General features: G+C 47.8%; 23 protein-coding genes and 1 pseudogene. 4 read left to right on the forward strand and 20 right to left on the reverse strand.

What is annotated here, in order from left to right; genetic code table 11:
* Positions 1-82 precede the first annotated feature (82 nt).
* Positions 83-901: a phytanoyl-CoA dioxygenase family protein gene (locus tag DVH26_RS27585; protein WP_239627700.1), complete on the reverse strand. Its 819-nt coding sequence runs from the start codon at positions 899-901 to the stop codon at positions 83-85.
* A gap of 84 nt (positions 902-985) precedes the next feature.
* On the opposite strand from DVH26_RS27585, the gene DVH26_RS27590 reads away from it, so the two are divergent.
* The gene (locus DVH26_RS27590; RefSeq protein ID WP_239627702.1) at positions 986-1,855 is read left to right on the forward strand and encodes a helix-turn-helix domain-containing protein; all 870 of its coding nucleotides are present in this window, start codon (positions 986-988) and stop codon (positions 1,853-1,855) included.
* 157 nt (positions 1,856-2,012) lie between these two features.
* Here DVH26_RS27590 and DVH26_RS27595 read toward each other — a convergent pair whose 3' ends face one another.
* The 4 genes from DVH26_RS27595 to DVH26_RS27610 form a co-directional block, all read right to left on the reverse strand.
* The gene (locus DVH26_RS27595) at positions 2,013-2,369 is read right to left on the reverse strand and encodes a hypothetical protein (RefSeq protein ID WP_239627705.1); all 357 of its coding nucleotides are present in this window, start codon (positions 2,367-2,369) and stop codon (positions 2,013-2,015) included.
* A 397-nt stretch (positions 2,370-2,766) separates the two neighbouring features.
* Positions 2,767-3,759 (reverse strand): phosphotransferase, encoded by a 993-nt coding sequence (locus tag DVH26_RS27600; RefSeq protein WP_239627708.1) that lies wholly within the window; start codon positions 3,757-3,759, stop codon positions 2,767-2,769.
* A gap of 117 nt (positions 3,760-3,876) precedes the next feature.
* Positions 3,877-5,178: a beta/alpha barrel domain-containing protein gene (locus DVH26_RS27605; RefSeq protein ID WP_239627710.1), complete on the reverse strand. Its 1,302-nt coding sequence runs from the start codon at positions 5,176-5,178 to the stop codon at positions 3,877-3,879.
* A gap of 196 nt (positions 5,179-5,374) precedes the next feature.
* Positions 5,375-5,842 (reverse strand): SRPBCC family protein, encoded by a 468-nt coding sequence (locus DVH26_RS27610; protein WP_239627714.1) that lies wholly within the window; start codon positions 5,840-5,842, stop codon positions 5,375-5,377.
* Positions 5,843-6,049: 207 nt separating this feature from the next.
* Here DVH26_RS27610 and DVH26_RS27615 point away from each other — a divergent pair, with 207 nt between their 5' ends.
* Positions 6,050-7,147: an acyltransferase family protein gene (locus DVH26_RS27615; protein ID WP_239627716.1), complete on the forward strand. Its 1,098-nt coding sequence runs from the start codon at positions 6,050-6,052 to the stop codon at positions 7,145-7,147.
* Between the two features lie 83 nt (positions 7,148-7,230).
* Here the strand turns inward: DVH26_RS27615 and DVH26_RS27620 are convergent, their stop codons facing one another.
* From DVH26_RS27620 to DVH26_RS27660, 9 genes and pseudogenes are all read right to left on the reverse strand, one after another.
* The gene (locus tag DVH26_RS27620; RefSeq protein ID WP_239627718.1) at positions 7,231-7,434 is read right to left on the reverse strand and encodes a hypothetical protein; all 204 of its coding nucleotides are present in this window, start codon (positions 7,432-7,434) and stop codon (positions 7,231-7,233) included.
* 115 nt (positions 7,435-7,549) lie between these two features.
* On the reverse strand, positions 7,550-8,152 hold the full coding sequence (locus tag DVH26_RS27625; RefSeq protein ID WP_239627721.1) for a hypothetical protein: 603 nt from the start codon (positions 8,150-8,152) through the stop codon (positions 7,550-7,552).
* A 383-nt stretch (positions 8,153-8,535) separates the two neighbouring features.
* Positions 8,536-8,754, reverse strand: a pseudogene (locus DVH26_RS27630) (LuxR C-terminal-related transcriptional regulator).
* Positions 8,755-8,912: 158 nt separating this feature from the next.
* Positions 8,913-9,137: a helix-turn-helix domain-containing protein gene (locus DVH26_RS27635; RefSeq protein WP_028547616.1), complete on the reverse strand. Its 225-nt coding sequence runs from the start codon at positions 9,135-9,137 to the stop codon at positions 8,913-8,915.
* A 186-nt stretch (positions 9,138-9,323) separates the two neighbouring features.
* Complete coding sequence (locus DVH26_RS27640; protein ID WP_239627724.1) at positions 9,324-9,827, reverse strand: GNAT family N-acetyltransferase; 504 nt, start codon at positions 9,825-9,827, stop codon at positions 9,324-9,326.
* 49 nt (positions 9,828-9,876) lie between these two features.
* Positions 9,877-10,989 carry an alginate lyase family protein gene (locus DVH26_RS27645; RefSeq protein WP_239627726.1) on the reverse strand — a complete coding sequence of 371 codons (1,113 nt, stop codon included), beginning with the start codon at positions 10,987-10,989 and terminating at the stop codon, positions 9,877-9,879.
* A 63-nt stretch (positions 10,990-11,052) separates the two neighbouring features.
* Complete coding sequence (locus tag DVH26_RS27650) at positions 11,053-12,081, reverse strand: zinc-dependent alcohol dehydrogenase (RefSeq protein ID WP_239627729.1); 1,029 nt, start codon at positions 12,079-12,081, stop codon at positions 11,053-11,055.
* A 97-nt stretch (positions 12,082-12,178) separates the two neighbouring features.
* Positions 12,179-13,054: an AraC family transcriptional regulator gene (locus DVH26_RS27655; RefSeq protein ID WP_239627731.1), complete on the reverse strand. Its 876-nt coding sequence runs from the start codon at positions 13,052-13,054 to the stop codon at positions 12,179-12,181.
* Between the two features lie 157 nt (positions 13,055-13,211).
* The gene (locus tag DVH26_RS27660; protein ID WP_239627734.1) at positions 13,212-14,465 is read right to left on the reverse strand and encodes a mannosyltransferase family protein; all 1,254 of its coding nucleotides are present in this window, start codon (positions 14,463-14,465) and stop codon (positions 13,212-13,214) included.
* Positions 14,466-14,649: 184 nt separating this feature from the next.
* Between DVH26_RS27660 and DVH26_RS27665 the strand changes: the two genes are divergently transcribed.
* Entirely contained in the window at positions 14,650-15,669 is a 1,020-nt protein-coding gene (locus DVH26_RS27665) for a glycosyltransferase family 2 protein (protein WP_239627737.1), read from the forward strand.
* A complete protein-coding gene (locus DVH26_RS27670) occupies positions 15,662-16,099 on the forward strand; it encodes a GtrA family protein (protein WP_239627740.1) in 438 nt (145 codons plus the stop codon). Before DVH26_RS27665 ends, DVH26_RS27670 begins: the two co-directional genes overlap by 8 nt.
* A 129-nt stretch (positions 16,100-16,228) precedes the next feature.
* Here the strand turns inward: DVH26_RS27670 and mscL are convergent, their stop codons facing one another.
* From mscL to DVH26_RS27700, 6 genes are all read right to left on the reverse strand, one after another.
* Positions 16,229-16,705, reverse strand: a complete 477-nt coding sequence (gene mscL, locus DVH26_RS27675) for a large conductance mechanosensitive channel protein MscL (RefSeq protein WP_239635504.1) — start codon at positions 16,703-16,705, stop codon at positions 16,229-16,231.
* 237 nt (positions 16,706-16,942) lie between these two features.
* Positions 16,943-17,731, reverse strand: coding sequence for a CAP domain-containing protein (locus tag DVH26_RS27680; RefSeq protein WP_239627744.1), 789 nt, complete (start codon positions 17,729-17,731; stop codon positions 16,943-16,945).
* Positions 17,732-17,922: 191 nt separating this feature from the next.
* Positions 17,923-18,585, reverse strand: coding sequence for a YcnI family copper-binding membrane protein (locus DVH26_RS27685; protein WP_239627746.1), 663 nt, complete (start codon positions 18,583-18,585; stop codon positions 17,923-17,925).
* Between the two features lie 88 nt (positions 18,586-18,673).
* On the reverse strand, positions 18,674-19,345 hold the full coding sequence (locus DVH26_RS27690; RefSeq protein WP_239627748.1) for a response regulator: 672 nt from the start codon (positions 19,343-19,345) through the stop codon (positions 18,674-18,676).
* Positions 19,342-20,163 carry a sensor histidine kinase gene (locus tag DVH26_RS27695; protein ID WP_239627750.1) on the reverse strand — a complete coding sequence of 274 codons (822 nt, stop codon included), beginning with the start codon at positions 20,161-20,163 and terminating at the stop codon, positions 19,342-19,344. The genes DVH26_RS27690 and DVH26_RS27695 overlap by 4 nt, the downstream gene beginning before the upstream one ends.
* A 178-nt stretch (positions 20,164-20,341) precedes the next feature.
* Entirely contained in the window at positions 20,342-26,734 is a 6,393-nt protein-coding gene (locus DVH26_RS27700; protein ID WP_239627752.1) for a CARDB domain-containing protein, read from the reverse strand.

The raw sequence follows: 26,734 nt of genomic DNA on the forward strand, positions 1-26,734 counted from the left end.
TTTCATCCATCTGAAAAAAATATTTTTTTAAAAATAAGTAAGCCGGAAGTAGCGCCTCCGGCCAGCCGGGAGCTTTATTCGCCTAGTGGGCCCCCGAAGATTGAAATTCATTTCCGCAAGGACCTGCGTCCTCGTTCTCATCGACCGTCAAATCCGTACCGTCGTACCGGTACAGCGGCTTGTAATATTTCCCGATCTTCGAGGTCAGCCCGTCGGAATAATGGCAGATGAATGCTCTGCGGAATCGTTCGCCGGACGTGTTCGGGAAAGAACCGTGAATGACGCTGCCGTTAAAGAACAACACGTCGCCGGCTTCCATGCGGGCGGGTACGACTTCATACCCTTCAGGTACTTCTACTTCCTCTTTCGTGAAGGACACTTCCGGATCGGCCATATGCGGGCATTGAATCGGGAAGCGGTTCGTTCTTGGCACGAGGAACAAGCCGCCGTTTTCTTCGTCCGCCGGATCAACGGCCGTCCAAGCCGCAATACATGTACCCGGCTCCACCTTCAAATAAAACTGATCCTGATGCAGCGCCTGCCCTTTCGCACCCGGTGGCTTGAAGTAAAACATGCTTTGCGCGGCAAGCGGCTCGGCACCGAACAGATCCGCCAATATGTTCATCACCTTGGGATGGAGCATATACTCGAATGCTATCTCATTGACCTTGTGGGGATGCATCATCCGCGGGTACAGCTTCAGAATGTCCCCATTGGCCTCTTCTTCGGACAACGGGTTGAAGCAGCCTGGAATCGGCCCTGCGGCATGAAGCCTCATGAATTCGTCCTTGATGCGCTCGACGTCCTCCGCGAGCAACCCTTTTACGATCAAGTATCCTTCTTCATCAAACTGCTTTTTCTGCTGCTCGCTCAGCACGCCGCCAAGTGTTTGGTTTGACATGGAATCCTTCCCCCATCCATAATATTGATTATGATTCATTGATATCATTATAAAAGGTTAAGGACATCCGGAGGAATGGAACAAATGGCTGAAAACCATAACAATCCTGCTGCCTCATCCGTTTCGGCAGAAACCGCCGCGCCTCCCCCGGGGATCCTGGTCTCGGGGCATTTCAACCAAGCCTACGGCTATCAAACAAATCGATCCCGCGGGACGAAGGACTGGCTAATAATGTTTACTTTATCCGGCTGTGGTTATTATTGGCATCAAGATACGATGCGGCATTGCTCCTCTGGAGATATCCTCGTGCTGCCGCCGGGTACGCCTCACAATTACGGGACGCCGGAGGGGCACGTGTGGGAATTCGTATGGGCGCATTTTTTGCCGCTTCCTTCATGGTCGGAATGGCTATCGCCTCCGCAGGACAAAGATGCGCTGTTCCTCATTCATGTGGAATCGGAAGCACAGCGGGAGAGGATCAAAGGGGCTTTCGAGCGGATGATCAGGGACAGTCTGGAGTCGGACTTTTACCGGACGCGGCTCGCTCTCAACGCAATGGAGGAAATATTGCTGCTCATCGGGCAGCAAACCAATAGGAAAAGCGTGCCCTTGGACCCGCGCGTTGAGCAAGTCCTCGGGTTTATGGAGCAGCATATGAAGATGCGGCATACGGTGGAGGAGCTGGCAGCACTAGTCGCCCTTTCTCCATCCCGCTTGGCCCATTTATTCAAGCAGGAGGTCGGTGAGTCGGTGATGGAGACGCTGCTGCGGCTCAGGCTCCGGCATTCGTCGAGGCTGCTCGAGCATACGACGATGCAGGTCGGTGAAATCGCCGAGGAGGTGGGCTTTCACAGCCCGTTTTACTTCACGAAGCAGTTTACCGCCTACTATGGCAAAAGCCCCTCTCATTACCGTAAGACGGTAAGGAAAGCGGCTGATGAGGAAGAGCCGTGACCTATTGGGCCACGGCTTGATCTATAGCGAATGAAGCAGCTCTGCGTGGCGGGATTTGAGCGACCTCCGCACGGAGCCGCAAACGCGCGCCTAGGATTAACGCGCTTCTGAGTAATTTCTTTGTCCCTCATGCTATTGAGGGCCGGTACTCCTCCGCCTATGAATGGTGATCGATTCCGTGTGCGGCCTGCTTCGTGATGCAAATTTCGTTGGTGATGGAGATACGCTCCAGCTTCAAATGCCATATATGCCGGTGCAGCTTCTCCGTTGCCTCTTCGTCGCCGCTCTCATGAAGCAGTTGCCGGTATGCTTCCAGCAGCTTCAAATTCACCGCGTCGAATTGCCTGTACAGCATCTCCCTCTTCCGTCTGTACTCTTCCTTGCGAAGGGTCTCTTTGCGGTTTTTCAATTTATGCAGCAGCTCATCCGCCCACACTTGATCCCCTAATTGAAGGGCGTACAAATACAGGTCCAGATGGTCGTCAATATATATGGATTCCAGGCTTGAGTTCATAATGAAGCTCCTTTCTCCCGTTTCTCCGTCATTTGCATGGTGAACCGGCTTCTTTAACATATATATCGGATAGTTTTACTTGGTTTTTAATATTTTTACCACGATCGGCTGCAAATGTAAAGCGGTTTTTCTCTCTCCTTACCGCCAAAAAAGGCGAACCTTGAAGGCTCGCCTGGCTGTCGGAAAGTATTGATTTATAATTTGCCATAAGAGGAGGTGCGGAATACCTTGGAGAAGCGTCAGCGTCCGCCTTTGAATTCCGTGAATACACCATAAGATATAATTATAAAATTCACGGGATTCAACAGCGGCTGGAAAGGTATCCGTACCGGAGCTTCCTGTGCAAATAATGATCTGAGCTTTCGGCAGTCCATAGAATCATCGGGTTCGCCTTCCCCTACCCTCTGATTTCATTTTCCTCCAGCAAAAGGTCCGTTACGATCGCCAGAGTCTCCTTCTGCTGCTCCAGCAAAGCGTCCCGGTCCAGCTTCCCTGCCTTCAAGTCCTTGTCTATCAGCGTCATAATCCATAAGGAATGGATGAGGGCATAGCGGTAATAATTTTTCTGAAACGTATGGAAGCGGCTGCTCCAGCCAAGCTGTAACCGGCGTGCGTAATACACCTGCAGCACTTCGTTCCGGACCGAGGCGTTTACTTCCGGCCTGCGGTAATTCGGACTTGTAATGTCCAGCAAATTATATAAATCCCAATACATCGAGTTCAAATGAACATATTCCCAATCGAGAATTATAATTTCATCATTGCGAACCGACAGATTGAGCGGGTGGTAATCTCCGTGCGATACCGTCCATTCGGACTGCAGCTCGTCATCGACCTGCTGTAGGATCCGCGCAGCCCGGTCAATCAAGTACGCCGGAACCGACCGCTTCTCCAGAATCGATTGCCAGAGCTCGCTCTTCTCTCTTACCTCGTTCAGCACCACATCAACCTTTGGCGTATGCCCTGTAAAATCAGCCGGCAAACAGTCCATCGGAAGCTGGTGCCAAGATGGAATCGCTGCAGCCGCTTTCACCAGCGTGTCCCGGTCGAACCGGTGCTGAAGCGGCCCCAAATCCTCATATATAGCCCAAAATCGGTCGGCATCCCGATGCTTGGCCTGCGCCAGCAAATTCGGAAATCTCACCGGGATATGTGGGAGCAAATGATCATAAACCCACATTTCCCTCCCGATGGTTTCCAAATTGGTGAGCGGCTTGAAGATGAAGCTCGAATGGTCGTCGTTCTCCACGACAAACCGTTCTACCGCTTTTCCGTTGCGTCCGACATACAAAGTTTCCCGGCTCACCAGCTTACTGGAATCAAGTGTTCCGTCTTGTCGTACCATTTGATCAAAAAGTATGCTATCCATGTACCGGTCAAATCCTTTCATGCGGCGCTCTCCATCTCCACATTTTCTTTATCTATCGTTCAATATATGCGATAGAGGACATAACATCAATAGGTTTTTTACAATATATTCACAATGCAGCAGTACTAAAGATTACCATCAAAATCGGCCAGGCAAGAAGAGCTTAGCGGCGACCAGCAGCTCCGTATCGGACAAACTCGTCGTACGCCCGTCCTTGTACTGTTCGGCAACCCATGCGGTCATGGCCTGAATCGCCTCGTCCCTTTTATCGATCCGCTCCGATCCAGCCAGACCAAGCTGCTTGTTCACCCAAAAAGCAACTCCCGCAGCCCCCGCTTTATCCGTCACCTGCACACCGAGAGGACGGTTCAACAGCTTGCCCGTATCGAAAATATTGTAAATCTCTTCGTTCTTAATCACTCCGTCCGCGTGGATCCCTGCCGCAGTAACATTAAACTGCTTGCCGACAAACGGCGTCATCGGCGGGATGCTGTATCCAAGCTCATGCTCAAAATAGTCCGCAATTTCCGTAATGACCGTCGTATCTATCGAATGATCTCCGGTAAGTCCGATATACTCGAACAGCAGCCCCTCAATCGGCGTGTTGCCCGTTCGTTCTCCAAAGCCGAGCAGCGTTCCGTTCACTCCTCCGACTCCATATAACCACGCGGTAGCAGCGTTGGTCAGCACCTTATAAAAATCGTTGTGCCCGTGCCACTCCAGCTGCGCGCTTCGGATTCCCGTCTCCTGCCGCAGCGCGTGGACAAGTCTCGGTACGCTTCTCGGCAGCACCGCACCGGGATACGAAACGCCGTATCCCATCGTGTCGCACAGGCGAACCTTAACGGGGATACCGCTGTCCTCGGACAGTTGAACAAGCCGTTGTACGAATGGAATGACGAAGCCGTGTACGTCCGCCCTGGTCACATCCTCCAGATGGCAGCGAGGACGAATCCCTGCCGCAAGAGCGGCTTCGACGATATCAAGATACTGCTTCATCGCCTGCTCCCGATCCAGACCGAGCTTCGTAAAAATGTGGTAATCCGAAATGGATGTCAGGATGCCCGTCTCCTTAATGCCCATATCCTTCACCAGCGCAAAATCTTTCTTAACCGCACGAATCCAGGCAGTCACCTCGGGAAACCGGTAGCCTTTTTCCATACAGCGATATGCGGCCTCCCGATCCTTTTCACTATACAGGAAAAACTCGGATTGACGGATCACGCCACGCTCTCCGGACAAGCGGTGCAAATAATCGTACAGCGTTACAATCTGATCGACCGTATATGGAGGTCTTGCTTGCTGCCCGTCCCGAAACGTCGTGTCTGTAATAAAAATGTCGCTTGGCATGGCGGTAGGGACGTCCACCCCATCGAACAAGATTTTGGGCGGGGCGGAATAAGGAAACTGATCGCGAAAAAATTCCGGCTGTTGGCTCATGGGATTGCACAACCTTTCTGAGTAGTCTTGTTAATAGCATATACAGTTTCTTGCTATAAGTATAATTGTTCATTTTTATTATCGTGATAACTTTATGTTATGTAACATTCGAAATAAAAAGCCCCACACCCATTCCTTACCGGAATTTGTGGGTGGACGCTTGTACTTTTCACTCTTAGCTCTTACATGCGCACTATCAACTCTGCTTCGCTTGTGCCTCTGCCAGCCGCTTAATATGCTCGTTCCGTTTGCGCAGCAGCTCGGACATATACTTTTCAAGAAACAGCTTGTCGGCCAATTCTCCTAAGAAGCCTAACGGCGACGTATAGTCGAACCGGTCGAGCATTAACGTCCCGCCGCCTTGCTGCGGAATGAATTCATGCACATGGTAAAACCGGCTGAACGCTCCGCTTACCATTTCATCCACAAACCGATGAGGTGCATCCATCTCCGAAATTCGTGCGGTCAATCTCTGCTTGATACCAAAATGCACCGCTTCCCACGTTACCGTTTCGTTCAGCTCGATCAGCCCGCTTAATCGCCCTGCTACTGCTTTCTCCTTCGTTTGAGAGGTAGATTCCATATGGACATCAATGCTTCTGGCCAGATCAAAGCACACTGGCGCCGGCGCTTGTATGTAAAAAGACATTTCAATGGTTGGCATACTCATCGCCCCTAACTGCCGTTGTTGTGTCATTGTATATGAAAATGGGTATAATGCACAGGCATAGGAGAGCCTGCTCACTGCTTAGTCTAAATGTTTTCGTTAACAACATAAAGAAATCTTTAAAGAAACCGTGTTGAATTCACGGAGCTGTTGATATAAAATCAATTCGTTCGTTATAAAGAACAAAAAGGAGGGTCGTTTCTTTTGTTACATTCTTTGACTTCTTTCCGGTTTGTCGCCGCTATGATGGTCTTTCTGTATCATGTGAATCTATTCAAGCAATTTGAGCTTGGGACAGCGGGAGTTCAGTTCTTTTTTGTATTATCCGGGTTTATACTTGCCTACAACTATCGCTCCAAGTTTTCACAGCTAACCTTAAACCAAACAAAGAAATTTTATTTGGCGCGGTTTGCCAAAATCTATCCAGTCCATGTGTTAACCTTTGTAATTTCTATTCCTCTTGTCGTAATGTATTTTCATCCGAATGGTCTATATGCCGTTAAATTCGCTGTTATGTCGGCCATCAATCTGATGTTAATTCACAGCTTCATTCCAAGCCAGGCCACCTATTTCAATTTTAACGGCGTATCCTGGACATTATCGGTTGAATCCGTGTTCTATTTAACTTTCCCGTTCATCATCTGGTTGTTTACCAAATTTAGAGTGACTAGACACGTTCTCAAATCGTTAATTGTACTATTTGCTGCTTGGCTCATTATGTTTTTATTGAACATGAATTTGGATGCGGATAACAATCTTTGGGTCTGGATGCTGCATATTTTTCCTATTACAAGATTGTTTGAATTTATGACCGGCGTGTTATTAGGGATCATTTTTATCGAGCAATCCACAAACAAATTGAAATTGATAAATAATACGAAGCTTTTTCACTGGCTTGAGCTGTTGAGCTTGTTGTCGTTTGTCATTTCTCTCGTTCTTTCCAAGCAAATGAGCCCGGCGATCGTCCGTGGAGTTTATTTTGTTCCAGTCTGGTGCTTCCTCATTTATGTATTTGCTTTCCAAAAAGGTGTCTTTTCAAAAGCTCTTTCCAACAAGTGGTTAGTTTACTTAGGAGAGATCAGTTTCTCTTTTTACATGATCCATCAGCTAGTAATCCGTTATTCAGAATTTACTGGAATTGCGCCCGTGTCTCGATATGTGCTGTGCTTCATCGTTTCTTTAGTGCTTAGTGCGCTTATGTTTCAATACTATGAAGAGCCTTTGCGGAAAAAAATTCGCTTTGGGCTTTTCAAAACAAGCAAACCATCCGTACAGTTATCAAATAGTGCCATGATCAAATAGATTTTGGCGTTTGAACATGCTAACGCATTTTTCCAACAAGCAAATCAGCTCAATTTCAATCATAACAATCATTTATTTGACTATTACTTATTCCTCACGATGACATGGTTATCCAGCAGAGTCCACTGGACTCTGCCCCATTCGGTAAACGGGTAGCTGTTCTGAAGAAGCGCATACACTTCATCCGACTTCCTCATTGCATTCGTCAAATAAGGCGTTGGTGAAATGGCGTTCTTGCTTTCTCTTTTGTTGATTTCGATGCTGCTAAAAGCGGAGTTTACGTGCACGATAATCTCGCTCCACTCCAGTTCCCGATTTCTTCCTGGTTCAGTCTAAAAATCGCACGATTAAATCCTTTATTTTGAAACTAAGCTATCACCGACGAATGGTTTACTGGACCGGCTACATATCAGCAAAACCCAACCAATATTTCATCCTTTTCCTCATTTCATCTCCAACTCTCGGGTTACGATTACTAAGCCATTGGTACAAAGGAATGTCTATGAATGCCATAAGATCGCTCATAGATTTTTGAATGCACTGTACTAATTCTTCATGAGAATATGGAATAGTGATCATTCTCTCCATGGAGCCGGCAGAATCCGACCATACCAAAGTATTGTTCTCTTTATACTCTATCCAAGGATCAGGATCATGTCCTAGCCAGGGACTTTGCTTATTTACTACGTTCTCATACATTTCAAATATGCCCTCGAGACCACAGCAGCAGCTAGGAAGAATATAAATTTGCTCGTTCTCAAAAAAAGCAATACCGCCAGATATTGCTATTCCATCTTCCAAGAACAGTGTATCAAATGCAGCCTCAAACGATAATTCAGCATCTATACGGTTATATCCAAGCAATAGCGTCAAAAACAGTTCAACATCTTCTTCGTTGCTTAATGAAGTTAGAGTAACAAAGTGCTTTTGAGTTCTCGGTTTATCAAGCCATCCGGGACTATCATGATAGGGTTCTGTTATTACAGGCATTGTATATGGGGCCACGATATGGTCTCCTTCTGCGGTACATTCTAAACAATCTGTGTGGCAGTTATATTTAATATTACCACAAGCCTATATGTACTGAGGTTGAGTTTTAGAACAGTACTCACTAAGTATAAAAGCTAAATGGGTGATAAATTATGAAATGGGATAAAATTATTAAGGATTATTTAAATCAATTTGTAATGTACCACTGATGATATGTCCGAGGTGAACGATTATGAAAACTCCAAGGCAGCTTGGGAAGGGTTTAATGGAAGAAGATCACAAGAAAGAGCCGGAACGGAACTATATATTCCATACAATCCGTGAGAATATAGAAGTAGTTGAAGAGCTTTTCCAAAATGAGTGAGTACTGATTCAAATACAAATGGTTTATGGTGCAATCAGATAGTTAGTTCTCCAAGCTTGATCACTTCGATAACTGCGGTGTAAATAACCTATCACATTCAGTTTTTGCATGACGTTGGAAGTATGGTTACGTACCGGTTTCTCGCTTATAAACAGCTGTTGTGCTATATCCTTGGTAGTTTTGTCCTACACCAACAGTCTTCGCGTTCACGATCGGTTAGCAAAAATTTACTTTTATGGTCGCTGCCCTTCAAAGTGTCACACCTTACGTCCTCTCTTTACAACTCGAGATACCCTATAAATCCATAAATACCCCCCCCCAAACCAAAGAGCCCTCCAGCCACTTTCCCTAAGGAAAGCGCATAAGAGAGCTAAACTAGGTGGACTGCGCAAAGCGGGATTGACTAGCCGATCAGATGGTTAATTCCCCAAGCTTGATCAGCTCGACAACTGCTTGTGAACGACCTTTCACATTCAGTTTTTGCATGACGTTGGAAATATGGTTACGCACCGTTTTCTCGCTGATAAACAGCTGTTGTGCTATATCCTTGGTAGTTTTGTCCTGCACCAACAGTTCGAAAACTTCGCGTTCACGATTGGTTAGCAAAAATTTACTTTTGTGGTCGCTGCCCTTCAAAGTGTCACCCCTCCTTGCCCGGGTTTTTGTATCATTACAAGGTGTAGGGATACAGTCAAAGTTAGTTTATGAAGGGCACTATATAATGGTGCAGTAGCTGGAAAAAATGGGCGTTGATCAGGGAAACGGCTCTTTAGCCTATGCAAAAAGGCACCCGGCGTACAAGCCGGATGCCTTTTATCATTTTCATAAGGTGAGGATCATCATGTCCTCATCCAAATAAGTGCCATTCACTTTTACCGCACGAGCTTCGGTGCCATAGACGGTAAAGCCTAACGATGCATAGAGCCGCTTGGCAGCACCATTATTGGAGACGACCGTCAGCTTTATCAATTCCAATCCATCGAACGACTTGGCCCGCTGCAGCAGCTCGTTGAGCAAGGATCGGCCCACTTGCTGACCGCGCGCCTCGGGGGCGACGTACATCGCGTAAATATTGGCTTTATGCTCGATCTTCGGTTTCGTTTCACGAACCAAGGTAACAATCCCGACTAATTGCTTCGAATCCGAGAAGCAGCCTAGAGTGAACTTCCCTTCAGCCGGGGCGAGATTTTGCCTAAACACCTCTATCGGCTTCTGCAGCTCGGTTTCGTAATCGGCCAGAAACGCTTCCGAATGCTCCTTTAATGCCCGAAGCCTAACCTCCCGGTACACCTCGGCGTCTGCCGATCCCAACACTCGAATGTGCATCTGCATTGCCCCCTTTCCGTCTAGCCATTATACCAGATACGAAGGCCTCTCACACAAACAAAATCGGCTGACGAATCCCGATATTACGGCGAACCTCCATATCGGTCGGATCCGGATCAAGTCGCTTCCACAGCTCAATGTACGCATTCTCACCATAGGCCAATCCCGCGAACAGCAAGGAAGGCACCTTTGCAGGCCAGCCATCGAAGTGCTCCACATCCGGCGGGTAAGGCCAGCTGCTTTTGTCGTTCATATACGGGTACAGGTAGGATAACCCCTTGCGAATGCCGCGGCCGTCCGCCAGCTCGAATTGCCACAGGTTATCTTCGGGTGTCGATAAAATATAGCACAGCGCAGCCATGTTATCGAGCACGAAGATCGCGTATCCATAAGGCTTGGTCCGTGCCAGCTCCCGCGGGAAGCTGCCGTCTGCAGCCATCTGCTCAGGAAGCAGCACTTCTTTATACCGCTGCCTGCAAAATTGCAGCATATCCTCATTGCCTGTAAACCAGGCGAAGGCAGCCGCTTGAACGAACCAGCACACCGAATGGTTGTTGTCGGCGTTCATTTCCTCGATCCCATTTTTGTGCGTGCTCATCCAGCTCAAGTATTCTGCGAACCAGCGCTTCAGCCCGTCGTAAATTTCCTCTGTCATCGATGGGGAAGCTTTTAAGGCTTCTGCAGCAAATGGAACGTCCACCAAATGCAGCGTGTCGATAATGCCGATGCCACGTCCTGGGGTAATTCCCGGTATCGCTTGAGCATAGAGCAGATGCGGGTTCATAAGGGTTTCCTCATCCAGGAAAAACTCTTTCAAGAAACGCACCGCCTTGGCCGCATAAGCCTCGCTGCCTGTACACTGGTATGCTGCCGCCAAATTAGCTACATGAGTTCTCATGCTTCTTAAGGTAAGACGGTGGCTGTCAAAATTGTTCGGGTTGCTCTCTCCGTCGCGTCGAATATACGGTAAGCCGTCCTGCGTTTCAGGATTAGGCCACCAATAGTCGCCGTTGGAATAAAAATCGTGAATGCCGCCCTCGCTCATACGGGCGACTGCATCGGTGATATGGACCGGCTTCGCCTTCAAGGATGCATCCGCATGGCGGACAATCCACTCCTTGTCGAACAGCTCGAATTTGTCCTTCGCTGCAAATCTGATCATGTAGCTGTACTCACTCCTTTGTCCTGTTCGTTCAGCACTCAAGCTTGAGGTCCTTGCCCCTGCTTACGCTTCGCAATCGATCATCACATGAATCGTATCGCCTTTATGCTCGTTGCGGAGCTTGAAAGCTTCGGCAATATCCTTCAGCTTGACCACGTGCGTAATCATCTCGGCGGTGTTCACCAGCCCGTCCAGAACCAATTGCAGCCCTTGATCGAAATAGCGCCGGTTGTCGATATCCCGCTTCGGTTCCGTAGAATAAATGTCCAAACGTTTTTTATGGACTTTGAAGAAATCCACCGGCTTGTGGCATGTGCCGATACAACCGTACATCACAATCCGGCCGTTCTGCCCAGCCGCGTTAATCGCGTCCACCATGCCGTCGCCTTCCAGCAGGCACGGGATCACGACGTCGAACCCTTCGGGAAAGTCGCTTCCGACGACATCCATCGTATTCGCATCTGGTGACGGCATTTTATACGTATGGGTTGCTCCGTATTTGCGCGCAAGCTCCAGCTTCTCGTCGAACAGATCCGTCACGATCAGGTTACGCGGACTGTACAGGCTGACGATTTGCGTCATGATCAAGCCGCTGACCCCTTGTCCTGTTATAAGCACGTTTTTGTGAGGGGAAATTTCCGCAAGCTCCGCTGCATGAATGATGCCCGGAAGCACCTCGATCAGCGATCCTTCGATTAACGGCAGCTCTTTGGGAAGCACCTTCACGGAGAACGGAGTGCAGCATACATACTCGGCGAAAGCTCCCCATATATAGCGAAGGGCGACATGATCACCCACCTGCAAACCGATGACGTTCGGTCCCACTTTATCTATGACTCCGGCCACTTCATGGCCAAGTCTCGTCGGATAACTAATAAATTCCGGCTCTCGGGCGCCGCGAAACACTTCCACATCGCTCCCGCATATGCCCACCCATTTGACTTTAACCCTGACTTCCCCTTCCGCCGGCTCGGGTATAAGTGCTCTTTGCAGTGAGATGCTTCCCACCTCTTCAACAACGGCGCACAGCTGCGTCCCTTCTCCATCGGAATCAACCAGCTGCATCGGCGGCACGGACATTTTTTTAACCATATGATAGCTCCTCCTTATGTGTTCGACCCATAAAAAAATTATATAGGATGAGCTCTGGCATCGGTATGGAAAAACTTCATTTGTTTATTGTCATTATTCAGTTTCTGTCATAAGTCACGATACGCCATACGTTGGAAAAGTCCTGCTCCAGATTAATGTCCTTCCCGATGGCATTAAGCAGCGATTCCCTGTACTGGGAAGGAGATTGCCCGATTCGTTTCTTCAATATTTTAGAGAAATAAGCCTGCGTCCAGCCCACTTTCTCTGCAATTTCCGATATCGGCAGCGCGGTGAATTCAAGGTATTCCTTTGCCTTCTCCAAGCGGATTTCCTGCAAATACTGGATCGGCGTCATCCCGGTCTTATCGTGAAACCGTTTGATCAGATAGTTCGGATTAAAGCCAAAGTGACGCGCCAGCAGATCCAGCGTGATTTTATCGGCAAAATGGCTCTTCATGTAATGGACAATCGGGTCATTGTCGTCGTGCGGCGGCATCGTTTGGAATGTATCCTGTTGTTCGGCTCCCGCTCTGGTCATCATGGACACCAAAGTTCCTTTAAAGCCCGATTCGATAGTGAGCGGGTGCAGCGTACCGGGCTTTCTTGCATGCAGCAGCGACATTTTGTAGTACTGTTTCAGCTCCGGCAAATAGCTTCCTGCACAAGCGCAATGCGACGGAACAGCGGACAGGCAATCGACGATCTTCGGATCCTCAATTCGGAATTTGAAATCCAGCGTTACCGAAGGGCTTGAAAATTGAAAACAATGTGAAACCCCTTTCAAGAACAAGTAAGCGGCTCCTTCTTTCATTTCGCAGCACTGCTGTCCTATAGTTACTTTGCCTTTTCCGGAAAGAACGACCAGCAGCTGATCATAGTCGGTATGTAAATGAGACTCTACCTTGCTGCCCTTGGCATAATCGATACGCGCTGTCCAAAGCAACGATAACTGGGAATCTCTTAAAAGGTTCATATGTATTGACCCTGCCTCGCTTCATGAAGTTAGCTGCTTAAAAAGATAGCAGAGCAGACCTTGACAGGTCTTCCTCCTCATATTTTAATATATTACCTGGAAGGAAGCCAGACAAAGCCTGCAATCTATTCCTTGACTCCATCTGCTAGGGCTAAAGTTAAATAACGAAATAATATCCGTTGAAAAAACCGATAGTAATGATGACGTTAACAATCATAAAAAACAGCTGGAACAGCCTGAAGCCGTTCTCGCTTTTAGACGTAAGGCTTACCAAATAAATGTAAAAAGGAATGCAGACCATCATATACCGGACCACGCTGACCAAGAAATATGGCTGGCTGGAGAACGGAATCACAATCAGCATCGCGCCGTACAAGTACAGCAAAAGCTGCTTCCAGTCGCGGCATATCGTTTTGAAATGAACCACAATGTAAGCAATATATACAAGAAACACGAGAGTCGATACCGCAAATGCGATAAATCCGTTATCCCACCCGTCCGGCGTGGCAAAGTAAGGGTTGGACAAGTACCCTATGTAATTTTTAAAGGGAGCGGTCGTATGCCGGAACCAGTTCAGGCTCTGCTCATGGAACGGCGCCAGAAAATCTCCCGTGATTTGATACATATGCAGCAAATACAAGCCCATCGGCACTAAAGAAAGGACACCGTAAGCCGCGCATTTGACATAGGTTCGGGTAAACCGAAAGCCTTGGTCGAGACAGACGGCTCCCGCTACGAATGCCAGATTCATCACGCCGGGAACCCGGGTCACGGTAGACAATCCCGCCGCTAGGAAGGCCAAAGCATACTGCCTGCTCGTCGCACAATAAATCGATATCGCGGACAGCATCAGAAACAAGCTCTCCGTATAAGCAACCGATAAGTAGACGGATGAAGGGTATAGCAGAACCAGAAAAACAACCGCCCCGGCCTGCTGCTCTGTCAGCCCTCTCTGTCTGCCGATGAGATATATAAATAACAGCGCTGCATACAAGAATAAATTGGACAGCAGCATACCGACGGCAATCGGTTCCAGGAACGGCAGCAGCTTGCCGGTAATAAATATCAGCAAAGGATACAGCGGGAAAAACACCCAATTCGCAGCGGTATGCGGTTCGTCGATTCGCACCTTGTCATAGCCTTGAGTAGCGATTCTCAGATAAGAATACGTATCGAATTTCAGAAAATCCGTGAGGGTCGGCAGCTGCGTTTCCTCCAATGCTTCAGGCTGCTGGAGCTTCCAGGCCGGCAAAAAATCGAATTCGCTTCTCTCATAGGTCGGCATGTTGTTATAATGGTTAAATAAATTCATTCCTATGTAGCCTGTAAATAAAGTGAGTGCGCGGCTTATGATCAGCAGGATTGCTATCGTAAGCATGATTTTTTTCGTCAATCGAACTTCTAAACCCAATCTCTCCACCCCATCCTCTCTTTATATGTACTATGATAGACGGATTACATAGCCGAATGGGTGTTAATTTTTTGTAAATATATAAATAAATAACGAATTATATGTTTAAATACTATAAACAACATTCCTATGCTTAGAAACATTTCGACTCGATGGAAATTCAGGAACGGAGGTTATTCCTATTTTGGAGAATCCGGTATTGACGATTGTTGTCCCATGCTATAATGAAGAAGAAGTGCTGCCGGAGACGGAGACCAGGTTAAGCCGCGTATTAAACGAACTCGTTCAAGACCGGCTAGTTTCTTCCGCAAGCACTATATTGTTCGTCGATGACGGGAGCCGCGACCGCACCTGGGCGTTGATTGAGCAATTTCATATCTCCAATCCGTATGTAACCGGGCTCAAACTAGCTGCCAATGCCGGGCATCAGAACGCTCTGCTCGCCGGTTTAATGACCGCTGAAGCATATTCGGACTGTGTCATTTCGATTGATGCGGACCTGCAGGACGATACCGGGGTGATGCGCGAATTTGTCGTCCGCTTTCGTGAAGGCTATGATGTCGTATACGGAGTGAGAAAAAGCAGAGCGACGGATACGTGGTCCAAACGGGCGACCGCCCAAGGCTTCTACAAGCTGATGACCAAAATGGGCGTCAATATTCGCTATAACCACGCCGACTATCGCTTATTGAGCAAGAGAGCGCTGCAGTCTTTGGAGCAATTCAAGGAAGTGAACTTGTTTTTGCGGGGCATCGTTCCGTTGATCGGATTCCCCTCCACGGAAGTGTATTACGATCGTCTGGAACGATTTGCGGGAGAGTCGAAGTATCCACTTAAAAAAATGCTCGCCTTCGCCCTCGAAGGCATCACGTCATTCAGCGTCAAGCCGATCCGGTTTGTTACGCTTACGGGATTCGGCTTTGCTGTGTTAAGTGCGCTTGCGTTTATCTACGCGCTCGTCGGCAAGTTCTGGGGGACTACGGTATCCGGGTGGACCTCCCTCATCTTATCGATCTGGTTCATCGGCGGCGTGCAGCTGCTGGCGCTTGGTCTGATCGGCGAATACATCGGTAAAATATATAAAGAAGTCAAGCGGCGTCCGCTCTATGTCATTGAGAAACAGATGCTGACCGATGTCGGAAAAAGAGAGTACCAGCAATCCGCGGCGGAGGCCGCCATTTCCATTGGGGGACGTTATGATTAAGCTGCTTCAGCACAGCTTTGTAAGATTCCTGCTGGTCGGCGTATTCAACACGCTGGTCGGTTTGGGAACAAGCTTCTTGTTATTTAACCTGCTCGATCTCGGTTATTGGCCGGCGACCTTCTTGGGCAACACGATAGGGGCCATCGTAAGCTATGTGTTGAACAAGAAATTCACCTTCCGTTCGGAGGTAAGCGTCAAAAACAGCTGGTGGAAGTTTATGCTCGTTATTTTATGCTGTTACGGCGTGTCGTACGGGGTAAGTAATTGGTTGGGACAGGTTGTTTTGCGGATGCTTCCGCATGTGAAACCCGTTTGGGTTCACAATGCCGCTATTTTGGTCGGCAGCGGGCTGTATACGATCAGCAATTATTTCGGTCATAAATATTTTACGTTCCGCTCCCGCACTGCCGGTTCGCCTATGACGAACTAAGAGTTGGCCAAGCTTCTATTATTGATTTCGTCACGGATACGAAAAGATGGCGTGGCAGCAGCCTGAAATCATTTATATGAAAAAAAACCGCTGACTCAGCGGTTTTTCATCTTTTTATTCGGTAAGTCCTTAGTTCATCGTGCGTGGAGATTCCAGATTCGCTGCCGGTTCAACGTAAGCTGTGCAAAATTTGCAGCGGACCGCCTGCTTAGGAATATCGGATAGACATTCCGGGCATTCCTTCGTTTCCTTCTTCGGATCAGGCTTGTCCTCCTGCTTTTTACGCAGGCGGTTGATCTGCTTGACGGTAATAAAAATAACGAATGATAAGATAAGGAAATCGATCATCGTACTGAAAAACAATCCAAAATTAAGTGTCGGTGCCCCAGCAGCCTTAGCTGCCGCCAAGGAATCGTAGCTTTTTCCATCTAAGCTGAAGAACAAATCCGAGAAATTGACCCGGTTAAGCAAAAGGCCTATCGGAGGCATAACAAGGTCACTCACAATAGAGGTAACGACTTTACTGAACGCTCCGCCGATGATAACACCGATCGCCAGATCGATCATGTTCCCTTTCATTGCGAATTCTTTAAACTCTTTGATCATTTTGGAAGCCATACTTCAACGTTTCTCCTTTGCTGCGCTTGTTTGTTACTATCATACCCGATTTTTCCCTCGGGGTCGATAAGGTAACGGGCTGGAGGCATAAAAGCATTCCCTTCCAAATCAAAATAAACCTCCAGAGCCCCTAGATGATGGAGGCAGCCTGGAGGTTATGCTGCGAGTGTCGGGATGGACCTAAGGTCCAATGGACACTCGACTTTGTTTAAACAGCGTGGTTGGTTACTTCCCGATAAACTGCTGGGTAACCATCTTGCCGCAAGCTCCCCCATCCACAATGCCGATGCCGATATGGGTAAAGTCTTCGCTCAGAATGTTGGAGCGGTGCCCCGGAGATTCCATCAGCGCACTATGCGCTGTGTCCGTCGCTTGATTGCAGGCGATGTTCTCCCCTGCCGTCGAATAGCTGATACCGAGCCGCTTCATCATGTCGAACGGCGATCCGTACGTTGGAGAATCGTGCGAGAAATAGTTTTTGTCCACCATGTCCTGACTTTTGAGCTTCGCCGACTTGGACAGCTCGAGGTCAACTGTTAATGGGGGAACACCCTCCTGCTGACGGGCTTCATTCACGAGATCGATCATTTGCTTCTCTTCAGGGGAGAGAAAATCCGCTGTCGGAGGCGGAGTCGGTTTCGGCGCCGGACCAGGTGAGGGAGCTGGGGCCGGTTTCCGATCAGGAGCAGGTGCAGGAGCCGGCTTCTTCGGAAGCTTCCGATTGCTATACGCCCATATAATTGATTGAAGCGTCCGGTCGTCAACGGCACCGGTCACCGGCAAGCCATAAGATTTCTGGAACGTTCTTACACTCTGCTCCGTTTCCGCTCCGTAATACCCCGTTATCGTACCCGGAAAATACCCTAGCGTCTTCAGCATCCCTTGTACGACGAATACGTCAGGTCCTTGGGAATTCTTTCCGAAGCCTAATACGTTGGTGCTGAAGGATAATAACAACAGCAAACAAATACAGAGAGTAACGAGCAGTTTCCCCTTCCTGAGCTTGCCGCGCATATACTCATACCTCCATGGGTTGGATTGATGTTTCGTTTATACCAAGCTTCCCCATTTGCCTTCATTTTTATGAGAACAGACACGCCGTTTTACTTAGTTTATGGGAAGCGGATGATCATTCGTCCATTGAACGCCAAAAAAATCGGAACCCTTATCTCCGGGTTCCGATTTTTGAAATCAGGCGCTGCTTTTTAGCGGCTGGATTTTCTTTTGGACAGCGAGATGACAAAAGAGATCAATCCCAATACTAGTGCCGCGATAGACAAGTACAACGGTGCTTGCGATGCGGCAGGAGCTGCAGCAGGCTGGCTGTCGTGCCCGGCACCCGCAGCACCTTGTGCAGGCGTTGACGTCGTGTTGCCATGGCTGTCTTGGCCCGCGCCTGCTGGCTTCGCTTTGACTTTGGTTACGGAAGCCGGTTTATCCGAGCCTTCTGCCCCTACCCATTCAACGACCGAGCCGTCTTTGTACGTTTGATAAGCTTTCCAATTGATGCTGGTAGCGTTGTCCGCTACTTTCCCTTGCATATAAAATTCCATAAATTCCGTTGCACTAATCCCATCACCGGTTGCCGTCCAGGTTACGCCTGTAATTTTGCCGCTGGCATCCTTCGCAATCTCATACTTCCAGCCCGGCTTCGGTTCGAATCGGCTGATCGATACGGAGTCGACAGCAAATTTCACTTCCACTTTGACCGTCGGCGCCTCTTTTTCCGATGGTACGCGGACGGCGAATTTTTCATACGAGCCTTGTACAGCTTCTGCAGGCTGCACGGTAACGTGAGCGCTTGCCAGTCCTCCTCCGAGCATGGATAGCAGCAACCCGATCATAAGGAACATGTTGATTTTTTTCATTTGTTCATTCATCCCCTCAACTTCATGCTTGAAAAACTACTTACTTAATGTACAACACAGAGGGTGGGATGAATATGACTCTATCGGGCTATTTGCGCCCTTGTTTTTGACTATACTGTGTCAAGCCGTGACGGATTGCATAAGCTGTTAGCTGCACCCGGTTGTCCAGCGACAGCTTGGATAATATGTTCTTAATATGATTTTTGACCGTGTTCTCGGTTATCATCAGCTGCTCCGCGATTTGCCGGTTGCTCTGCCCGCTCGCGACACATGTCAGAATTTCTCCTTCCCGAGCAGATAAGACGTGAGGTTTCGTTTCTTCGACCGCCTGCGCAGGTACGGAACGGAACTGATGAAAGAGCCTGTCCGCCATCTGGCGCGCAATGTCGCTGTTATCGTCCAGAAGCCCGCGCAGGTAGTCGATCCAGTCGTCAGGGTCCATATTTTTAAGAAGATACCCTTGTGCTCCGTTCTGAATGGCCGTGAACAAGTCGGCTACGTCGTCCGACACGGTCAACATGACAATTTTGATATGAGGATGCAGCTGTTTGATTTTCCTCGTCGCCTCCAGTCCCGTCATTCCAGGCATTTGAATATCCATAAGCACCAGGTCCGGGGACATCTCGCGGCATTTGGCGAATGCTTGCTCTCCGTTATCCGCTTCGCCAATGATCTCAAAGCCTTCTTCGCCCTCGAGAAGCGTTCGGACCGCCCTTCGGGCCAGCGGATGATCATCGGCTATCAACACTCTGTAATTCATTGCGGCTCGCTCCTTTTTACCGGACCGGATACAATCAGCTCCGTTCCTCCTTGGCTCAAATTCTGGATAGTTAAGGCTGCCCCCATCTCGGCGGCGTGCTTGCGCATAAAGGTCATTCCGTAACGATTAGTGCCCCCTATCATGCTCGGATCAAAGCCTATCCCGTTATCGGAAATCCGCAGTACCCAGTCCGTTCCCGCCCCGTTAATAAGCTGGAGCTCTATCGATGCATGATCCGCTTGGGAATGCTTGCGAATGTTCGTGAACGCCTCGCGGATTATGGCGAACAGCTTCACTTCCTCCGCGGGGGCGACGGACTGCTGGAATTCGTCCACCTTTTGTTCGACTGCAATGCCAGTGATCCCGCTCCATTCATCAAGCCAAGTGGACAATCGGGTTCCAAAAGTAGCCCCCTCCTCCGGCGCCGTTCTCAAGTTGAAAATCGCCTGCCGGAGGTGATGATCGATCTCGGAAACGGCGGAGCGGGCTTCCTGAATTTGGCCTTTTTTCAGCTGAACGTTCAGGAAAAACAAGATTTGCGCAATATTATCGTGCAGCTCCTGCGCCATTCGCTCCCGCTCTTCGTATACGGCTCGTTTCGATTGCTCTGCGGCCAGCCGCTCGTTCGTGCGGCGTATGCTGCGGAACATCCAAGAGGCGAACAAATAAGAAAGAAACAAGGTAAGCACGGTAATATAGACGTTGCCCGCCTCCATCGAGAGCTCATCCAGCAAAAACTCATGACGGATATATTCAAAACCGCCGATAATAAGCGTTGGCAAAATGATGGCCAGCAGCTTCAATGTGCGTAAAGACATGGATATCCTCTCTTCTAGTAGTCTAAGGCCGCAAGATAGACGGCTCGCACTAATAGAGCTTGTACGCTTCTTGCTGATGATCGCCTACCTGAATGATACCATCATTCCTGCGCAACGGGAATCGCAGCTTCCAGTGTGTAGCGACAAAATCTCCCATCTGGGTTACGCACGACGCATGCTATTCTTTTCTAACGCTCGTTGCAAAATCAGTCCATGGATCCCGAACCGTAATGACCGGAATAACCGACTCTATATGTCCATTGGGCCAAGTGGCATGAAAACGGAATGAATACGATTGGTCCGGCAGCGTTTCGAAATCATCCCGATGCATCTGCCCGCTCCAAATCGTGTGCGTCGTGTTGGAAGTTAGCTCTTGATCCAGCTCGGTGTAAGACATATGAACCTGGACTGCCGCGGCAGGCTCGTTAGTCAATGCTTCCAATACAAAAGCTTCTCCCGACCAGAACATATCGTACGGACGCGGCCGTTCCGGATCGCCGGATTTTCGCATATTGTAGCTTTTCCGGTTATCATCCCATTGACCGGTATGCTTGACGAATCCTCTTAGCTGCAGGTCTCCGACACGTACGATCTTTTCCACTTGACTTGTAGCTCCGTGGATATCGGTCACTTTCAACGAAACAATATAATCGCCGGGATGGTTATCCGTCACCGTAGACGGGATGGAAGTATCCCATGTATGTTGAACCACGTCGTAAGCCGGACCCTTGATTTGCCATTCATAAGTTAACGGATCCCCGTCCGGATCTGTCGACTGATTAAGTAAATATACGGTATCCCCTTCAAATGCCGGCTTCGGCGTCCAGTCAAAATCAGCAACCGGCGGGCGGTTTATCATCATCCAAGCATCAGGCGACCAGCTGGATTCAGCACCGTATTGGTCCCATACCTTGACGCGTACCCGCATTTTCTGACCTGTAGGAAGATCCCACGGGACCGTTATGCTGCCGTTGGTTGATTGCGTATGCTGCCACACCTTGCCGCTGTCGTAAATCGTATTATTATTGGCCTCATTGATAATAAGGATTTGGAAGTAATCGAGCCAGCCGCCGGCATCCGGATCACTTTGCGTCCAGGTAAGCGTTGGTTGTCTCGTATTCACTATCGTTGGATTGTCTTGTGTACCCCAAGGATAGCTCATATACGCCACAGGAGGGCTGTTCGTCATCATCCATCCGATATTACTCCATCCCGACCATGCTTCTCCATCGTTAATCCGTACTTGAGCGCTATACTTCCGTCCTTCGGTAAGTTGAACATCCATGGTCCATGCCCAGCTGCCCGCCGTTGTTCCCATGAAATTATTCGTTACGCATTCGACGCAAGCGCCCCATTCTTCTTTAATGTTCAAATCAAACGTTTCGTACACGGTTCCCGGATCGGGGTCCCATTGATTCCAGTAAATCGTCGGCTGCAGACTAACCGGACTCGGGTTGTTATAGTCGCCGCCAGGAAATGTCAGCCAAACCCCCGGCGGGTTGTTTGGTGCTGCTTGACATCCGTTACAAATATCGATCGTTTGCTCGTACCAATCGCTCCAAGCATTATATTCGTCGGCCACGGCCATAGCTACAACATACGTTCCGGACTCGGTTGGCCGGATCAGCTTGCCGTCTACGCGGCTGCCGCTAGGCGTGATGTAGTAAAACTTTTTCTTGTATATCCCGTGACTTGTGGGGTAGTCCGATTGATTTTGGCAGTTTCCAGAGTTGTAGCAACGATCCGGATCATAACTGGAGTCGGACCATAATACCATTCGGCTCCCATCCTGCCAGATGTTAAATAGCGAAATCGGTCTACGGTGAACGATCAAGTATTGCGAATACCAATCCGAATATTTGGAATATCCTTCAAACATCAAGTCACCGTTCGCGATACGGTGATCCTGGTGCGGATCGTCCGGCACGCGGTAATCGATCTTGTACACGCCGACTTTATCGAATGTGAGTGCTGGCGATGTAATGATTCGGCCGTGAAGCGAAGACAAACCGGATTTTCCATCCCCATAGTCCAAAAACTTCGTCGTATCGACGTGCTGATAGCTCCACTGCGTTCGAATATCTAAGCGCGGGTCATTTTCCGGTTGGTCGTTATACGTTGGATCGTATTTCACACTCGTATCAACGATGGCCGTTCCTGGCGTTGCATAGCTGTTGTCTGCATTGCTCCATTGGAAAGACATGCCTTTAAATTGGCTGCTGTCGGCCGTGGAGAATGGACCCATCGTTCCCCACGAGAACGTATCATCCCATTCGTCCATAATCAAACTGTTATTCTCATATACTTTCATATTGGAACCGGTTATCTTGATCCGGTATGAAACCCATGTGTCTACAGCTGCCGATCGGTTGACCGTTGATAGAATGGTTTTGCGGCCATTAACGATTTTCACCAAATTGAGCTTCCGCTTGTTCGATTCCAGTCGGTACATGTTTTGATAGTTCTGGATTCTAAAGGCCATCCCTGCCGTCATATTCACCTGATCCAAACGGGTTTTCATGCTCCAAAGAATCGTCCCGTTCGTAATTTGCTGCGAAGACGTATTAATGAGCTGGCCGAACGTGAACGGCTCGTTGGAAGCTGCTGGCTGATCCTCGCTCGGGTTGTATCGATACAAATACTCGCCATCAAAGTACTGGTTCTCAGAAACAACCGTTACGTTCGATTTATTTCGGTCAAAACTGCTGTCCCATACACGATTATTATAGGATAGCTCATGCAGTCTCATGACATTTTGAGTTGTAGGCAAGGTACAACCACAATCTTCATCATAATAGGTGGTGGGTTCGCTAACCATTTTATAGCCGTAACCGTTTTGGTAGGAATCTGAATCGTATCCAACCAAATGCTTTGATCCAGCTCCGGTTTCATTTCCTGTCCGTAAGTCGATATAAATCGTTTCACTACCTAAATCAAACCCTGCAATATGACCGTCTTCCGATATGGACACGAATTTTGCATACGTTACTCTCGAATTAAGAGTACCTGCAAATGTAGGGATACCCGTAAACGAATCCAATTTCAACAGAGTCGGATTCCCGTTCAACCTCGTATAAAAGTAATAGTTCCCTTTCGCATCCATGGAGTAGTTATTGTTATAAGAAGGGTAAGTATCACCATCATCGGTCGGTGCAAAAAGAACATCGGATACCAATTCAGGATACCATTCCAAGTTATATACATTGCTTCGTTCTCTGTTCTGTTGCGGAAGAGCTGGAATCGTATCATAAGATATGACACTATAAGGGTTTATTTTATCTGCTTCCGTGTATGATTTAATCGTTCTTGTTGTAAAATTGATTTCCTTAAAATCATCTCTAAACGGAATTCGTGAAAAACCTCCCGGAAGGGTTCCGTCCGACCATGCTCCTCTCGTGCCCGAGGCAACGTAATATTTTCCTCCTGCCCGATATTCAACAGATCGTGTACCGCTTCCTGTCTTAACAACGACGGCTTCTTTCAGTTTTGCCAGATCGTACTTCTCCCAAATTTCACTATAACGGTCAGAGTAACTGTTAGATCGTTTGACAACCATTAGTTCTTGTGTCGCCTTATTGATATATACACTCCCGTTATTAGTTGTAATAAGCTTGGGAGCAAAGCTTGGACTTGCCAGGTACAAAGTGTCACCAACATCAGCTACAATAAAAATCTCATTTCCGAGTGAAGCAATAAATTGGCCGTCAACACCATCTTGTGGAGTTATATAGCCGAATGGCCCCCTTGGAAGCCACAACATTTTTTTACCTTGAAGCTTCATATTGGCATCGCCTAAAGGTACGGAGTAGAAGTTGGGTAACGCACTCCCTGGAAAGTTTTTTACAGGTGCCCTCTTGCTGCTTACCAACGTATTGTTCGGCCCTACACTCCATGAATTAAACATCCAGGATTTATCCAAGCTTGTATTCGTCCAACCATTCGCTAAATCGCTCGGATTGAATCCCGCAACATTGACCGGACTCGGTTCGGATGCTTCCCCTGTTACGGTAAACGTAACTTCCGGACTATCGTTAATTACCTCGACTGTGTAATCTTTATACGCGTCTTTGCCGTAAACTTGCGGTTCTTTTGCATAAACCCTAAAATGATATTTTCCTACGCGAGTCGGATTAAATATAAATCCGTTGTTGCTGGTAGAAACCTCGGACTCATAAATATTAAAGACTCCGTTATTGCTCCATTCATAACCTACGGTTGCTCGGTACATTTCAATTCCGTCGCCATCTGGACTGTAAGAAGCGTTACGGAACGTCTGCGCCGAACGTGTCATAACACTTAAATATTCAAACTCAATCACTGGCGGCTCATCCGGTATTACCGTAATAACGTGCGTATCTGGAGCGACGGATTTAAGTCCCGTATTATCAAAAACATGAAGGGAAACGGTCACTTGGCCATCTTTGGGAAAGGAATTGCTAAATCCTCCCCATGAAGAAGTGGTCCCATCGCTCCATAGGGCCGTGCTGCTCCATTCGTCACGGACATGATCGATCGTTCTACCTGGAACAGGTGAGAAACTTTTCAATGCATCCAATGTCGGATTTAACGGTCGATTCACTTTTACCGATGTTGCCCCGCTGATTACAGGGATCGGATTCGGTCCAATGACATCCAGGAAGGCACAAGCCTTATTGGAAACGCTTCCTTTTTCATCTTGAGCGATAGCGCAAACTTTATGTGTACCTTGAATGTTTGCTGTTATATTGCTATAGCTTTTTTTATCATAAGGTGCTTTAAACCCATAGGCAGATGGCAAATTTCGAACCCAATCCGTACTTTGATCAAAATACCATAACCGTGTTACTCGCTCGTTATCCGGATCTTCTTCTTTCTTGACTCTTAGCTCTACAACGGCCCCTTCCGTTACTGTATCTGTTTCTATCCCGTTGTAATACCATGCAATTTCTAGGTACGGCGGCTTGTTATTGGGATCGTCAATGATCTGAAACGTCTTGGGCCCAACCTCCTCGGAAACTCCGCAGGAAGTGTTGATTTTCATTTTCACGGAAACGGTTCCCTTGCCTATCCCTCCACCATACGTTTTAAAGCCAGAATCATAATCTAAAAAATACACTTTATCTGCTGGACTTAAAGTATCATTCGGATAAAAACGATTGCTTCCCTGTGCAAAGCTAAAGGAGTGAGAAACATAAGTACAGCCGTTCCCTCCTGTTACGTCAATTCCCTCCGGTACCATAGTATTGGATTCTGTAAAATAAATGGTTGATTTCGCAATGCGAAAATCTCCCTTGATCTTGAGATCGGGCGGCCGTGGGGGTGGTTCGTCCGGATCGCAAGCCTTGAACGTCTGGAGCAGCACATTCGAAGAGTTAGCTTCATTCGATTCCAGAACATCATTGTTGCTGTCTACGAATACGGAGAATGTCTTCTCCCCAGCCGAAGGGAACGTATACCGTACCGTGCCGGTTTTCTTGGTATTTGCTCCTAATCCTCCTGTGAAGGTATGAGTTGCTATTTCTGTGCCGTCAACGCGAATCTGTACTTTGAAGTCTTTTGTCGTTGCTGCGTCTTTATTCCATATGGTGTAAGTGAACATAGCTTCCGTTCCGACTTCGGGGCAGCCGTTCATAACAATTGATTCAACGGAAAGATCGGGTTGATCGGGTGGCGGGCCTTCTTCGGCTTCGATGTACAGCTCGGGAACGAAGTACACTTCACCACGAAAGGTGAATTTCCATCCGTCGTACCATCGTATCACTCGCCCACCTGTGGGAGTATCTGAAATTACTTCGTAGCGACTGTTATCAAATTTAGCTCTTATATGAAATTTGAAAATGTCATTGGCAACATCCACATAATCTGCTACGACATCTACTTTATCATCTTCATGAATGGTGTGCTCAAGAATATCACTGTCCTTAATGTGCTCAACACTGTAAACAATTTCATTATCATTGACATGAACATTTGACGCTTTTTCAATCGGTATTGAAACACTAGTGTTTTCATTAAGTACAAGACTTGTAACTCCAAGACTCGTTTCATGATGAATTTCCGCAATATGACTTTCGGAATCTAATGGACCGCTTGTGGCGAACGGATCGTGAACCCTCATCATACCGGAAATTGGAATATCTGTTAGTTTGCTAGAGCGATAGTGTACACGCTCTTGCCCTGGGATATCATACATCCATGTGTACTTGTTTGGGTCACGAAACCATTCGAAATAACCGCTATATGGAGTCGCTTCTCTATTTATTGGCTTGCTAATGCCATTAATTGTATCAATTTTCCATTGATCGCCACCTATATTTTTTAGTTTTCCGTATTCGGAACCATCTTTCCTAACCATTATTACACTTTTAATTATGTTCCCAGGTGTTTTCGGCGTTACAGTAATTGGTGAAAAATTATAGGTGGAATTAGTAGTTAAATATCCTGCCACTTTTGATATCTTATCCTCATAAGATGTGATAATACTCGAACTTGGATAGTCCAAGTCACCTACAGGAAAAGCTTCCGCTTTCATACAATAGATGAAGGTGAACATCATCACCAATAAAAATGTTCGTAACAATACTGTTTTCAT

The sequence above is a fragment of the Paenibacillus sp. H1-7 genome, from assembly GCF_022354825.1.
GTDB lineage: Bacteria > Bacillota > Bacilli > Paenibacillales > NBRC-103111 > Paenibacillus_S.